Here is a 15,230-nt window from a genome sequence, read left to right as displayed (position 1 = left end):
AATGATGAAAGCCAAAACACAAAGTTTTGTCGCACTTTTGTATTTTTTAATTGCTTCTTCGTTAGGTATTCTATTACGTCTTTTTCCTATTATTGATATAAATATTGATTATAAATTTTTTGTACACACCCACTCTCATGTAGCTCTGTTAGGTTGGGTATATATAGGTTTAACAAGCTTACTATTTTACTTGTATATAAAAGAAGAAGCTAAAAGAAAATACACAAAATTATTTTTGTTCACCCAAGTTACTATTGTAGGAATGCTTATTAGTTTTCCGATTACAGGTTACGCCTTATTCTCTATTATTTTTTCTACATTATTTATAATTTGCTCTTATTGGTTTTATGCTTTTTTTAGAAAAAACAATAATTTAGACAAAGATAGTTCTGCTTTAAAATTTATAAATACATCGCTACTATTTATGATTATTTCTAGTATTGGCCCTTGGTCTTTAGGAATAATTATGAATACCTTAGGTAGTACATCTCATTGGTATAAAAATGCTATTTATTTCTATTTACATTTTCAATATAATGGATGGTTTATTTTTTGTTTATTAGGACTCTTTTTTTCATTTTTAGAGAAGCATCACAGCATTATTCCTAAGAAAAAAGCTGTTTCTTTTTATAGATTGATGTTATGGGGTTGTGTGTTTACTTTACCACTGTCTTTTTTATGGGTTAAACCACATGTAACTATTTATATATTAGCGCTATTAGGAGTACTTACTCAATTCTTTGCTTTAATACAATTTTATCAACTAATTAAGCATCAAAAATCATTTTTAAAAGAAAAAACAACACCTTTTTTCTACCGATTAATCAGCTTTATTTTTGTATTATTTACTCTAAAAACGTTAATGCAATCTATTACGGTAATCCCTTATTTTGCAACCTTATCTTATCAAATAAGAGACTTTGTTATAGGGTATTTACATCTTGTTTTTCTGGGTATTATAAGCCTAAGTATCTTGTTTTTTTTACATCAAAACAAACTATTAAAATTACCCAAAGTTTGGATAAGCATTTACTTAATTGGTTTTCTTTTTTCTGAAATTTTAATATTCTATAAAGGATTTTGCAATTGGCAGCAATTATCTATCATTAATAATTATTATACAATATTAGTACTGATTTCTGTATTGATGCCAATTGGTATTTTAGGAATATTTATTACGAATATAAAACCTACTTTTTCCAATCTAAAAGAACCTGTTTAGCAAATACTTCACATTGGTCTAAAGTGTCTGTAACATGCTTTAACGTTGTTTTAGGGTTTATTAAACACATTCTAATTACTACTTGACTTTGTAAAACAGTAGTTACTAAAAAGGCTTCTCTAGAGTCTACCACTCTCGTAGAAATTTCTTGATTTAATCTATCTACTTCTTCTTCTGTTAAATCTTTATTTAGCGGATTATATCTAAAGTTAATAATGGCTAAAGTAGCCGGAGAAACAATTTCCCAGTTTTTACTTTTTCTTAGGATGTCTTCAGTTTTATCAGCCAAATCTATATTATAGGTAATGGCTTTCTTAAATGCATTTAGACCATACGTTTTTATAGACATATAAAATTTTAAAGCTCTAAACCTTCTTGTTAACTGAATTCCGTAATCATAAAAATTAATTTCAGACTCATTTCCTTCAATATCCCTTAAATACTCTGGTTTTTCACTAAATGTATTACTTAACCAAGAGGCATCTTTTACTAGTAGACAACCAATCTCATACGGTTGAAAAAACCATTTATGAGGGTCTACCGTTAAAGAATCGGCACGTTCTATTCCGCGTAAAATTCTACTCCCTTTTTTAGATAAAATTGCAGCAGCACCATAAGCACCGTCTATATGAAACCAAAGATTTTCTTTTTCACAGATGTCTGCTAAATCATCTAAAGGATCTACAGTACCAGTATTGGTAGTACCTGCAGATGCAATAATACAAAATGGTTTTTTGCCTTCTAACTGATCTCTTGCAATTTCATTTTTAAGTTTATTCATACTAAACTTAAACTCTAAATCTGTCGGAATTATTTTAATCTGTTCCTTTTTAAAGCCTAAAACACGAATTGCTTTAATATTGGAAGAATGTGCTTGGTCTGATAAATAAATAACGCCTTTAGAAAAATCATCGCCACATTTTACTCTTCTCGCTGTTGTTAAGGCTGTTAAATTAGCCATAGAACCCCCACTTGTAAAAATTCCGCCTCCTTTAGTTACAGGAAAATCGAACATTTTTAACAACCAATTTAAAGTTACAATTTCTAGTTCTGCAGCTGCAGGAGAAACAATCCATCCGCCAGAAAAAATATTAAAACCTGTTGCTAAAGAATCTGCCATGGTACTTATAAAATTACTTGGGCCAGGTACAAAAGAAAAAGATTTCGGATGCGTAGAAATATTACTGTTTGGCAGCACATTATCTACCACAAAATCTAATACTTCATTTGCATCTGTAGCATTATCTGGAGCTTCACTTAAAAATAATGAGTCCATTTCTTCTCTAGAAGCCTTAATTACTGGCTTTTTATGTTCTTCTTCTGTATAATGGTCTACAATAGTATCTACTATTTTATAGCCATAAGACTGCATTTCTTCTTTTGTTAAGTAAAAGGGTGATTTCATTCTAAATAATTTTGTCGCAAATTACGTCAACTTAAACTTTTATTGAAGATAAAAGTTGTTTTATCTCAATAGTAAGCCCCAAAAACTTCATTTTAACGTTATGAATAAATGATTTTTATTCATCATTTAACATCTACTTATCCGAAAATGATATCGTTTTAATACAAATATCTATAATTATGTAAAAAAGTGACAAAAGTCATTTTTTATCCCTAATTATAATACAATATTTGTTAGAAATTCAAAGCCTATTATTGTGAAGGACCTAATGAATAAAAGTATTGCAACAATAGTTATTGAGAACATAAATACTGCCTCCGTTTTTAAAAAATATAAAATAGACTTTAGTATTCATGGAAACATGTTACTTAGTAAGGCTTGTGAAGAAAAAAACACCAATTTAAAACACATTCTAAAGGATTTAAAAGCAGTAAATGATAAGGTTTACTATTTGAAAGATTATAATTCTTGGAAATTAGATTTTTTAATTGATTTTTTAGTGAATATTCAACATGAGTATAAAGAAGAAAATATATTATTCTTAAAAGAATATGGAAAAAAAGTAACTGCTATCTATGGGCAAGAATACAAAGAACTTATAAAAATTAATCTGTTAATATTAGAAATTGCAGATAGTGTTCTAGAGCACATGAAAAATGAAGAATGCATTATTTTTCCTTATATAAAGAAACTTATTAAGGCGAATACTAAAAAAATAGTGACTAATACATCTAATTCTCCTTTAAACAGACCTATTGATATTATAGAAGATGATCATGAAAAAGTGAGTAAAACATTTAAAAAAATAGCTGAACTAACCAATAATTATAAGATTCCAGAAAATGCATGTATCTCTTTTAAAGTCTTATACCTAAAATTACAGCAATTTGAAGAATTATTAAACAATCATATTCATATAGAAAATAATATCTTATTTCCTAAAGCAAAAAAGTTAGAGCAATCTTTATTAATACTTTGATTGCTTAATTCAACCAATTTTTAGTTTTCTTTAATACATAGCCATTTTCTTTTCATTATTTTTGCTTAAAATTCATCATTTTGAAAAGAATACTTTTTTTATTTCTTGTTATTTCATCCTTCGTTTCTTTTTCTCAAGAAAACAGAAAAATAGAATATTATGCAGAGCAGCAAGAAGCTGATGAGGAAAAATATCCTGGAGCAACACTACTAATTGGTAATGTTAAAATGATTCATGATGGAATTATTTTAACTAGTCAACAAGCCTTATACTATAAAGATAAAAACTTTTTTAGAGCTATTGGTAATGTATTAATTAAACAAGGAGACACAATTACTCAAACGAGTAGTTATACAGATTACAATGCCAATTCTAAACAAGCGCTTTCTTGGGGAAATGTGGTTTTAAAAGACCCAACAATGACCTTAACAACGGATACATTGCATTTTGATCGATTAAATCAGAAATTATATTACAAAAATTACGCTACCATAAAAGACCAAACAAATACTTTAAAAAGTAAAAATGGAAACTTTTATTTAGAAGATAAAAAGTTTACTGCAACTACAAGAGTTACCGTAGTAAACCCAGAACATCATCTAGAATCTGATCATTTAGATTATTATACAAACTCTGGACTAACCTATTTATACGGGCCAACGACTATTACAAATACAGAAAATGATAATAGAATTTATTGTGAAAAAGGATTCTATAATACCAAAACAGATGTTTCTCATTTTGTTAAAAATGCCAAACTCTATTTAAAAGAAAGAACTGTAGAGGGAGATAGTTTGTATTATGATAAAAGAAAAGGGTTTGCTTCTGCCACCAATAATATTCAAGTTATAGACACCGTTCAAAACTTTATAACAAGAGGTAATTATGCCGAAATATTTGAATTAAAAGATTCATTATATATCATTAAAAAGGCTGTAGCTATTTCTATTATAGATAAAGATTCTATGTTTATTCATGGAGATACTCTTTTGGTTACCGGTAAACCGGATAAAAGAATTGTAAGAACCTACCATAATGTAAAAATCTTTAAATCTGATTTACAAGGAAAGTGCGATTCTATACACACAAATCAAGAAACTGGCTTGACAAAAATGTTTAAAAACCCTGTAATTTGGTCAGATCAAAATCAAATTACTGGAGATACAATTCACCTGCTTTCTAATGTAGAAACCCAAAAACTAGACTCTTTAAAGGTATTAAACAACTCATTTATAGTTTCTAAAGATTCTATTTCTAACAAAGACTTTAACCAAATTAAAGGTAGAAATATGTTTGGGAAGTTTAAGGAAAATAAATTGCACTTACTTCTGGTAAAAGGAAATGCAGAATCTGTTTATTTTAATAGAAATGCAGAAACCAATGTTTTAGAAACCATAACAAAAGAAATATCTAGTAATATAGAATTTACTTTAGACCAAGGACAAATTGAAACCATAAAGTATTTAAAAAAATCTGATGGAGATACTTACCCTCCTTCTAAATTACCAGATGATGTTAGAGAGTTAAAAGGTTTTATTTGGCGAGAAGATGAACAGCCTAAAAAGATGGAAGACATCTTTATAAAGGACGATAAAAACACATCTTCTTCTAAAACAGAAAATAAAGTCGAAAAAATTTCTGACCTTCTGAGTAAGAAAAAGGTTCTTAAAGACAAAAAAGAGATTAAATTACCAAAATCAGCTATTTCTCCTAAAAAACAATAAGTTGAAAAAAGACTTCTTTAAATACCAAGCACAAACTACTCCTCACCCATTGGCTATAGAAATATCTAAGGCAAAAGGAAGTTATATTTATAATACTTCGGGTAAAGAATATTTAGACTTTGTAGCTGGGGTTTCTGCAAACAGTTTAGGTCATAATCACCCAAAAGTTACAAATGCCATAAAAAATCAATTAGATTCTTATGCGCATGTTATGGTTTATGGCGAGTTTATACAGCAGCCACAAGTAGCATTATGTAAATTATTAGCTCAAAATTCTCCAGAGAATTTAAACGCAGTTTATATTACAAACTCAGGAACAGAAGCTACAGAAGGTGCTTTAAAATTAGCCAAAAGAGTTACCAATAGAGCCGAAATAATTGCTGCAAAAAACTCTTATCATGGTAATACAATGGGGTCTATGAGTGTTTCTGGCGTAGAAAAACAGAATCAAGTTTTTAGACCTTTAATACCTGGTACAAGATTTATTGAATATAATAATGAAAGTAAAATAGATAAAATAACTTCTAAAACTGCAGCCGTAATTTTAGAAACCATACAAGGTGGTGCTGGTTTTATTGAACCTAAAAATGGTTTTTTAACCAAAATAAAACAACGCTGTTTAGAGGTTGGTGCTTTGTTAATTTTAGATGAAATACAAACAGGTATTGGAAGAACAGGTAAATTTTGGGGATTTGAAAACTACAATGTAATTCCGGATATTGTAATTACAGGGAAAGGTTTAGGTGGTGGAATGCCAATTGGTGCTTTTATTGCTGATTTTAAAATGATGAGTTTATTAAAAGACAATCCTAAATTAGGACACATTTCTACATTTGCAGGTCACCCTGTTATTTCTGCAGCAGCCGTAGCAACTGTAACAGAAATTACTCAGAATAACTTTATTAAAGAAGCGTTACGCAAAGAAGCATTGATTAGAAAACATTTGGTACATCCTTCAATTGTAGAGATTAGAGGAAAAGGATTAATGTTAGCGGCCATTTTAGAAAGCCCCGAATTAAACTCTAAAGTAATTTTGAAATGTTTAGAAAATGGGTTAATTCTTTTCTTTTTATTGTTTGAAGAAAAAGCAATGAGAATTACGCCTCCATTAACCATTTCTGATGAAGAAATAATAAAAGGCTGCAATATCATTTTAAAAACTATTGACGAAGTAACCCAATAAGTTTTTTATAAATTAATCTAACCTTTTTATAAACAGAAAAGAGCAATTATATAACTATAATTGCCCTTCAAATAAATCAACCATTAACATAATAGTAGATTATATTTTTTTTCTGTTATCTTATTACACTTCCAGATAAAACTGCTTTTGGTCCTGCTCCCATAGAAATTACGGTATGGTTATCTGCATCTGCTGGTACAACATGTGCCAAAGGCTTTAACGTAAAAGGTGCTGGACTATTATCTGGGCTAGGTTCAACAGAAATTACTACTGTTGCTCCTTTTAAATCTGTAGGAAAATCTACACCTGCAGCAGATCCCATTACATAATCTTCTCCTGGAAAACCTGGTCCATTTCCAACGGCCCCTTTATAAGGTGAAGTTGCAGCGTTATCATCTGCAGCATCTACAGCTGTAAAAGTACCTGTACTTACTGGTGTTCCGTTTAAAACTACCCATCCTTCATATTTCCATCCATCTGTTAAAGTTGGTAATCCTAAACCGGCAACAGCAGGAGGCGTTGTGTTATCTAAAAACCAAATTCCACTTGCTTCATTGCTATCATCATTATCTGTAGGTGTTGCTAAAAAGTATTTTCCCCAAGAAGATCCTAAAGCTTTAATTTCTCCACTAGAATCAACAACAATGTTATCAGAATTTACACTTGCTGTGTCTCCAGAAAAGTTACCAGCTAAAAGCTTCGTTGCTGCTGGTGCTAAAGCATCTGCTCCAGTTTCTCCTGCAGGTTCAATAGATAAAACAAAAGTTGTTGCTGCTTGTAAATTATCAATACCAACAGTATACGTTTGCGGAAAAGTTACACTTGTAAAAGTACCTGTACTTACTGGGCTTCCGTTTACAATTAACCATCCTTCGTAAACGAAATCAGCTCCTAATTCTTCTAAACCTGTAAAGTCTACTATTAAATCTCCTGTTGTTGGTACAATGTTGTTGTTGTTGTTGTCATCGTCGCTACAAGCTACAAAAGTAGTTGCAAGTGCAAATGCGAATGCTAAATTTAAAATTTTTTTCATCTTATTAATATTTATGTTAATGTTGATGACAAAATTATATGTTTAAAGCATCTTGAAATGTTAGCTAGCGAACACTTAAGCTATTTTTTGAAGTAATCTTATTTCTTTTCTATTAAAAGTGATAATACTTTCCTCTTTTAACTCGTTCATTAATACATTTAAGTTAGATCTAGAAGTACCTATTAATGATGCAATATCTTTCTGTGTATATGGGTGTTCAATAACCTTATCTCCTGTTTTTTCACAATCATAACCAAACTCTTCACAGAGTTCTTTCATAAATTCTAAAAAACGTGTTTTGGTATCTTTAAATAAAATTAATTGTAATCTTCTTTCTAATTTTTTAAAACGAAGCCCAAGAAACTTATAAATTTTTAAACTAAATGTTTTATTATCACGCATTAAATCGTGCATCGTATCTACTCCTATTGGGCAGATTGATGTGGATGCATCTACAGATTGAGCAAATTCATTTCTAACTTCTACTCCTAAAATGGCTTTTTCTCCAAACAATTCTCCTTTGGTTAAAATAGCCTTAACTACTTCTGTACCATCTTCATTATAATATCCTAGTTTTACTTTTCCTTTTTCAATTAAATAAATTTTACTTGCCGTGTCTTCTTCAAAATAGATATAATCGCTCTTTTTATAAGCATCGAAAGTATGACACTCTTTGTATTCTTTAAATTTATGCGGACAAAGAAGATTAAATAAATTTACGTTATCAAAAAACCATAAGTTATTCATAAAAAAGAGTTTCAGTTTTGGTTTTAGTAAGTCTAAAAACATAGTAATAGCTTACAAAATTTAATAAATTAAACCAAAAACTTTAACAATAAATTTGGATCAGGACAATTCTTCTTATAAAACGTTATATTTTCTTCGGATGAAACTCCTGGATAATCACCAAAATTAACCTCTAAATCTCTAATTATTTGAAAGTGTAAATGCGGTGCATAATCTCCATTTACAGATGAATCTCCTAAATACCCAATAATATTTCCTTTTAAAACCAAGTCTCCAATTTTTATATCTTCTATGGATGCTAGCGTTAAATGTCCATATAGAGTATAAAAAGTTTCACTTTCTAATTGATGTTTTAAAATGATTGTTGGTCCGTAATCACCATAATTCTTATTATTTTTAAAACTATGAACTTCCCCATCTAAAGCTGCTAAAACTTTGGTGTTTTCACCACACCATAAATCTATACCTAAATGAATATTTCTTTTTTCATTTTCTAGTTGATTTTTAAAATATTCGCTTCTATCGTAAATATTCCTTTTTTCTAAATAACCTCCAAAAGCTACCTTAGCTTTGTTTTGTTCTAAAAATAATTTTATATATGTTTCCCATTCCGAAGAAGAAGAGATATCAAATTGTAATAAATCTTTATTTTGAGAAGAAATTGCGATAGGATAATAACTCTCTAAAGAAATTTGTACATCAATTACAGCTAAAGACTCTTTAGATATTTGACTTAAAAACTGATTGAATTTTTCTGTATTCATAATTGTAGGGAACAAAAAAACTCTCGAATTTCTCCGAGAGCTTTATATTTAAAATACTTAAATTTTAAGCATTTTCTTTTTTAATTAAGTTTAAGGCAGAACCTTCATTATACCATTCAATCTGACCTTGATTATAGGTATGGTTTGTAATAATGATATCTTTAGATCCATCTGCATGTACAACCTCTATAGTTAAAGGTTTATCTGGTGCAAATTCATTTAAATCTAAAAAGTTAAACGTATCATCTTCTTGAATTAAATCGTAATCTGCTTCATTATTAAATGTTAAACCTAACATTCCTTGTTTCTTTAAGTTGGTTTCATGAATTCTAGCAAAAGATTTTACTAAAACAGCAGCAACACCTAAATGTCTTGGCTCCATAGCAGCATGTTCTCTAGAAGAACCTTCACCATAATTATGGTCTCCAACCACAATAGATTTAATTCCTGCAGCTTTATAAGCTCTTGCTGTATCTGGCACTCCACCAAACTCGCCTGTTAATTGATTTTTAACAAAATTTGTTTTTTTACCATAAGCATTTACAGCTCCAATTAAACAGTTATTAGAAATATTATCTAAATGCCCTCTATAACGCAACCATGGTCCTGCCATAGAAATGTGGTCTGTTGTACATTTACCAAATGCTTTTATTAATAATTTTACACCTGTTAAATCATTTCCTAACGGCGTAAAAGGCTCTAATAATTGTAATCTGTCAGAATCATCTTTTACAGCAATTTGTACATGACTTCCATCTTTTTCTGGTGCTAAATAACCATCATCTTTTACTTCAAAACCTTTTGGAGGTAACTCCCAACCAGTTGGTTCATCTAACATTACTTCTTCACCGTTTTCGTTGATTAATGTATCCGTAATTGGATTAAAATCTAAACGACCCGCAATAGCAATAGCAGCTGTTAATTCTGGTGAAGCAACAAAAGCATGTGTATTTGGATTACCATCTGCACGCTTAGCAAAGTTTCTATTAAAAGAATGTACAATACTATTTTTAGGTGCATTTTTTGGATCATCATAACGAGCCCATTGTCCGATACAAGGTCCACAAGCATTGGTAAATATTTTAGCATCTAATTTTTCAAAGATGCCAATAATACCATCTCTGTCTGCGGTATATCTTACTTTTTCAGATCCAGGATTTATCCCTAATTCCGATTTCATTTTTAAACCTTTATCCAAAGCTTGTTGTGCAATAGAAGAAGCTCTTGATAAATCTTCGTAAGAAGAGTTGGTACAAGAACCTATTAATCCCCATTCAACTTTTAATGGCCAATCATTATCTTTAGCTGCTTTTGCCATATCAGTTCCTACTTCTGTAGATAAATCTGGTGTAAAAGGTCCGTTTAATAAAGGTCCTAATTCTGATAAATTAATTTCTATAACTTGATCGAAATATTCTTCTGGGTTAGCGTATACTTCAGCATCACCTGTTAAATAGTCTTTTACTTCATTGGCTGCATCTGCAACATCACTTCTATCTGTAGCACGTAAATATCGTTCCATAGATTCATCATACCCAAAAGTAGAAGTCGTTGCTCCTATTTCTGCTCCCATGTTACAAATAGTACCTTTACCAGTACAAGACATAGAAGTTGCTCCTTCTCCAAAATATTCTACAATAGCACCTGTTCCTCCTTTTGCAGAAACAATACCTGCTACTTTTAAAATAACATCTTTTGGTGCAGTCCAACCAGATAATTTACCGGTTAACTTCACTCCTATTAATTTAGGGAATTTTAATTCCCAAGCCATACCTGCCATTACATCTACAGCATCTGCACCACCAACACCAATAGCTACCATACCTAAACCACCAGCATTTACTGTGTGAGAATCTGTACCAATCATCATTCCTCCAGGAAATGCATAATTTTCTAAAACTACTTGATGAATAATTCCTGCTCCTGGTTTCCAAAAACCTAATCCGTATTTATTAGAAACCGATTCTAAGAAATTAAAAACTTCGTTACTTGTATTTAGAGCCGATTGTAAATCTGAACTTGCTCCATTTTTAGCTTGAATTAAATGATCGCAATGTGTTGTTGTAGGCACAGCAACTTTACTTTTACCTGCTTGCATAAATTGCAATAATGCCATTTGTGCAGTTGCATCTTGTAAAGCAATTCTATCTGGTGCAAAATCTACATAATCTTTTCCCCTAACAAATGCTTTGTTAGTAGTTTTATCCCACAAGTGAGAATACAAGATTTTTTCTGCTAAAGTTAAAGGTTTTCCTGTTAGTTTACGAGCTGCATCTACACGTTCTACTACGTTAGAATACACTTTTTTAATCATATTAATATCAAATGCCATAAGATTTATATCTAATTTAGTGGTTAATATTTATTAGTACACTAAGATACAAAAATATCTACTATTTTTTATAACTGAATGCTGCTTACTAAAGATTTAATACTGATAGTGAAATAGAAAATTTTGATAGAAAATAGTTGCTCGGAAATAGCTGTTACTTCCATAAATGCTAATAGCTCGGGTTAGGGATTGAAATGGAAATCCTTTTTGAGAAGTATGAACAAAAAGATTGTAATAAAAAGCCCGACCACGACTTTTTAGGAGTGGTAACCCACAAATTATATGTATACCATAAGCTGATAAATTCTATACACCATTCTGCAAGGTTTTGTTTAACCTTATAGGTATCTTTTATACTTGTATGCTTTAATTAAAGTTTATTCATTTTTCTAAAAAAAAGACCTACAAGGTTTTGGAAACCTTGCAGGTCGGGACTACTTTAAATAATTTTTCTCTGAATAAGAGCAAAAAAAAAGTCTGAGTATAAAACTCAGACTTTTTAATATAATTTTTAATCTTTAGATTATCTCACTAATTGTTTTTGAGATGGCTTAAACTTAGTTAAAACGATACCGTCTACAGCTGCTTCATACTCTGCCATAGTTGGAGTTCTACCTAAAATTGTAGACAATACAACTACTGGAGTAGATGATAATAAAGATTCTCCTTTTTTCTCTCCAGAATCTTTTACAACTCTTCCTTGAAATAAACGTGTAGATGTTGCCATTACAGTATCTCCTGGTGCTGCTTTTTCTTGATTCCCCATACATAAGTTACATCCTGGACGCTCTAAATACAACATATTTTCATATCCAGTACGTGCTACTCCTTTTGGTGCGTTGTCATCAAATTCGAAACCAGAATATTTTACTAAAACATCCCAATCTCCTTCTGCTTTTAACTCATCTACAATATTATAGGTTGGTGGTGCAACAACTAAAGGCGCTTTAAATTCTACTTTACCATATTGAGCTTCAACATTCTTTAACATTTGAGCTAATATTTTCATATCACCTTTATGAACCATACAAGATCCTACGAATCCTAAATCTACTTTTTTAGTTCCGCCGTAGTAAGATAATGGTCTAATGTTATCGTGTGTATAACGTTTAGAAACATCATCGTTATTTACATCTGGATCCGCAATCATTGGTTCTGCGATTTCATCTAAATCGATCACAACTTCTGCGTGATATTTAGCGTTTGCATCTGGTCTTAAAGAAGGTTTAATTCCTGTTTTAAGCTCTACAATTCTATTTTCTGCCTTGTCTACTAAACCTTTAAGAACTTGACCTGCATTGTCCATTCCTTTATCAATCATGATTTGGATACGACCTTTGGCAATTTCTAAAGATTCAATTAAAGTATCATCTTCAGAAATACAGATAGACGCTTTTGCTTTCATTTCTGCAGTCCAATCTGTAAATGTAAATGCTTCATCTGAAGTCAATGTTCCAATATGAACCTCTATGATTCTTCCTTGAAAAACGTTTTCTCCACCAAATTGCTTTAACATTTGAGATTGTGTAGCGTGTACTACATCACGGAAATCCATATAAGATTTCATTTGTCCCTTAAAAGTAACTTTTACTGATTCTGGAATTGGCATAGAAGCTTCACCTGTAGCTAATGCTAAGGCAACGGTTCCAGAATCTGCTCCAAAAGCAACACCTTTAGACATACGTGTGTGAGAATCTCCACCAATAATAATATCCCAATCTCCTACTGTAAGATCGTTTAATACTTTATGGATAACATCTGTCATTGGAAAATATTTCCCTTTAGGATCACGACCAGTAATTAAACCAAAGTCGTTCATAAACTTCATTAACCTTGGTATGTTTGCTTTCGATTTATCATCCCAAACTGAAGCTGTATGACAACCAGATTGGTATGCTCCATCTACAATTGGAGAAATAACTGTAGCAGCCATCATTTCTAATTCTTGAGAAGTCATTAAACCTGTAGTATCTTGAGATCCTACAATGTTTACTTCTACTCGAACATCTGAACCTGCATGTAAAGTTTTTCCTGGAGTGGTACCAACAGCATTTTTGTTGAATATTTTTTCAACAGCAGTTAATCCTTGCCCTTCAATAGATATTTCTTTTGATGGTGCATAAACTGGCACTACATCTATACCTAATACTTTAGAAGCAAAGGTTTGTAATTTTTTACCGAAAACAACAGCGTAAGAACCTCCTGCTTTCATAAACTCCATTTTTTGTGGTGTAAATGCTGCAGAAATATCTTTTAATTCTGTATCTCCGTTATATAATTTTTTCTCTTTGGTATTAATAGTAAGTACAGTACCTGTTGCTACAGAATATTCTTCTTTTAAAACAGGGTCTCCATTTGCATCACGAATCGTGTTTCCTTCTGCATCTTTTTGTTGTACCCAGTTTTTAAGGTCTAAACCAATACCACCAGTTACCCCAACAGTTGTTAAGAAAATAGGCGAAATACCATTTGTACCTGCAATTACCGGCGCAATATTAATAAATGGTACATACGGACTAGATTTAATACCTGTCCATAATGCTACGTTGTTTACACCAGACATTCTTGATGATCCAACTCCCATTGTTCCTTTTTCAGCAATTAACATCACTCTTTTATCAGGGTGTTGTGCTTGTACTGCTTTTAATTCGTTTTGTTGTGCAATGTTGTGTTCAAATAAACACTGACCGTGTAATTCTCTATCTGAACGAGAGTGAGCATCACCACCTGGAGACAATAAATCTGTAGAAATATCGCCAACTCCAGCAATAAATGTTACTACATCTATTTTTTCATCAATCTCTGGTAATTTTGTAAAAAATTCTGCTTTCGCGTAACTTTTAATAATATCTATTGCAATTTTATTACCTTTATTAAATGCTTCTTCTAAACGTGTTGTATCTGCTTCATAAAGAAAAACTTGTGTTTTTAAAACATCTGCAGCTTGTTTTGCAATGGCAGCATCGGCTCCTAAAGCCAAGTCTAATAAAACCCTTACTGAAGGTCCACCCTTCATGTGTGATAATTGCTCAAAAGCAGAAGAAGTTGTAATTTCTTTTACGATTGATTCACCTAAAATAATCTCTTTTAAAAATTTAGCTTTCACTACAGCAGCACTTGTAGTTCCTGGTAAAACATTATAGATAAAAAAGTTTAAAGATTCTTCTCTGTACTCGTTTTCTAAATCTTTAATTTGTTCAATGATTTTGCTTAGTAATTCTGCACCATCAATTGGTTGTGGATGAAGTCCTTGTTCTTTACGTTCATCTATCTGCTTAAGGTAGTCTTTATAAATACTCATGAAAGAAATCTTTAGTTACTGTAAGCCCTTTTAATTCTTATAAACGAAAAGACATACTGTAAAATTATTTTTTTATTTTAGTCTGACAAACTTACATTTTTTATATTAAAATTAAAAGATAAATAATAGATTGCGTAAATTAATGAATAAAAAAAAGTTATTCGATAAAACACTGATTTTAAATCAATAAAAAGGTTTCTTTATTGATTTATTTTGAAGTTTTAATAATTATATAGAAAATGCAGACTAATAAGCCGAATCCTGTTCCTTAAAAAGGCTCTTATCATTTATCTAGAATTACAATTACTCGTAACTTCTATCTGCCTACCCTTTAGAATCGAGCGAGTAGCTCTCAAGCTCTAATTTACATGGCATTGCACCTCATAGAGTTTACCTGGTTTCACTACAGCCTAACTGTACATTCTTTCTGTTGCACTGGTCCTCAGCTCTCGCTGGACGGATGTTATCCGCTATGATACTCTTTGGTGTCCGGACTTTCCTACTTGTAAAACAAGTCGATAAGATAAGTCTGCAATTTCT

General features: G+C 31.0%; 10 protein-coding genes and 1 other RNA gene. 4 read left to right on the top strand and 7 right to left on the bottom strand.

Annotated elements, in window-relative coordinates:
- The first annotated feature begins 1 nt into the window (after nt 1).
- Entirely contained in the window at nt 2-1,222 is a 1,221-nt protein-coding gene (locus tag KV700_RS02245) for a hypothetical protein (RefSeq protein ID WP_218598951.1), read from the top strand.
- Here KV700_RS02245 and KV700_RS02240 read toward each other — a convergent pair.
- Entirely contained in the window at nt 1,191-2,627 is a 1,437-nt protein-coding gene (locus KV700_RS02240; protein WP_166384936.1) for an aspartate aminotransferase family protein, read from the bottom strand. The two genes, KV700_RS02245 and KV700_RS02240, sit on opposite strands and share 32 nt — an antisense overlap.
- 268 nt (nt 2,628-2,895) lie before the next feature.
- On the opposite strand from KV700_RS02240, the gene KV700_RS02235 reads away from it, so the two are divergent.
- From KV700_RS02235 to KV700_RS02225, 3 genes are all read left to right on the top strand, one after another.
- Nucleotides 2,896-3,606 carry a DUF542 domain-containing protein gene (locus KV700_RS02235; protein WP_166384934.1) on the top strand — a complete coding sequence of 237 codons (711 nt, stop codon included), beginning with the start codon at nt 2,896-2,898 and terminating at the stop codon, nt 3,604-3,606.
- Nucleotides 3,607-3,686: 80 nt separating this feature from the next.
- Nucleotides 3,687-5,330, top strand: coding sequence for an OstA-like protein (locus tag KV700_RS02230; protein ID WP_254712954.1), 1,644 nt, complete (start codon nt 3,687-3,689; stop codon nt 5,328-5,330).
- A 1-nt stretch (nt 5,331) separates the two neighbouring features.
- Nucleotides 5,332-6,513 carry an aspartate aminotransferase family protein gene (locus KV700_RS02225; RefSeq protein ID WP_218598950.1) on the top strand — a complete coding sequence of 394 codons (1,182 nt, stop codon included), beginning with the start codon at nt 5,332-5,334 and terminating at the stop codon, nt 6,511-6,513.
- Between the two features lie 115 nt (nt 6,514-6,628).
- On the opposite strand, the gene KV700_RS02220 is transcribed toward KV700_RS02225, so the two are convergent.
- From KV700_RS02220 to rnpB, 6 genes are all read right to left on the bottom strand, one after another.
- Entirely contained in the window at nt 6,629-7,546 is a 918-nt protein-coding gene (locus KV700_RS02220; protein WP_218598949.1) for an anti-sigma factor, read from the bottom strand.
- Between the two features lie 75 nt (nt 7,547-7,621).
- A complete protein-coding gene (locus tag KV700_RS02215) occupies nt 7,622-8,293 on the bottom strand; it encodes a Crp/Fnr family transcriptional regulator (RefSeq protein ID WP_166384928.1) in 672 nt (223 codons plus the stop codon).
- 68 nt (nt 8,294-8,361) lie between these two features.
- Nucleotides 8,362-9,057: a peptidoglycan DD-metalloendopeptidase family protein gene (locus tag KV700_RS02210; protein WP_218598948.1), complete on the bottom strand. Its 696-nt coding sequence runs from the start codon at nt 9,055-9,057 to the stop codon at nt 8,362-8,364.
- Nucleotides 9,058-9,121: 64 nt separating this feature from the next.
- A complete protein-coding gene (locus tag KV700_RS02205) occupies nt 9,122-11,389 on the bottom strand; it encodes an aconitate hydratase (RefSeq protein ID WP_218598947.1) in 2,268 nt (755 codons plus the stop codon).
- Between the two features lie 523 nt (nt 11,390-11,912).
- A complete protein-coding gene (locus tag KV700_RS02200; RefSeq protein ID WP_218598946.1) occupies nt 11,913-14,690 on the bottom strand; it encodes a bifunctional aconitate hydratase 2/2-methylisocitrate dehydratase in 2,778 nt (925 codons plus the stop codon).
- Between the two features lie 234 nt (nt 14,691-14,924).
- Nucleotides 14,925-15,226, bottom strand: an RNA gene (rnpB, locus tag KV700_RS02195) — RNase P RNA component class A.
- Nucleotides 15,227-15,230: the final 4 nt, after the last annotated feature.

It is taken from the genome of Polaribacter sp. NJDZ03 (genome assembly GCF_019263805.1).
Lineage (GTDB): Bacteria > Bacteroidota > Bacteroidia > Flavobacteriales > Flavobacteriaceae > Polaribacter.
This window is presented reverse-complemented; position numbering and strand designations above follow the sequence as displayed.

Coding starts and splice junctions, on each gene's coding strand:
- KV700_RS02245 (WP_218598951.1), top strand. CDS start 2: ATGATGAAAGCCAAAACACAAAGTTTTGTCGCACTTTTGTATTTTTTA.
- KV700_RS02210 (WP_218598948.1), bottom strand. CDS start 9,057: ATGAATACAGAAAAATTCAATCAGTTTTTAAGTCAAATATCTAAAGAG.
- KV700_RS02240 (WP_166384936.1), bottom strand. CDS start 2,627: ATGAAATCACCCTTTTACTTAACAAAAGAAGAAATGCAGTCTTATGGC.
- KV700_RS02215 (WP_166384928.1), bottom strand. CDS start 8,293: ATGAATAACTTATGGTTTTTTGATAACGTAAATTTATTTAATCTTCTT.
- KV700_RS02200 (WP_218598946.1), bottom strand. CDS start 14,690: ATGAGTATTTATAAAGACTACCTTAAGCAGATAGATGAACGTAAAGAA.
- KV700_RS02220 (WP_218598949.1), bottom strand. CDS start 7,546: ATGAAAAAAATTTTAAATTTAGCATTCGCATTTGCACTTGCAACTACT.
- KV700_RS02205 (WP_218598947.1), bottom strand. CDS start 11,389: ATGGCATTTGATATTAATATGATTAAAAAAGTGTATTCTAACGTAGTA.
- KV700_RS02235 (WP_166384934.1), top strand. CDS start 2,896: ATGAATAAAAGTATTGCAACAATAGTTATTGAGAACATAAATACTGCC.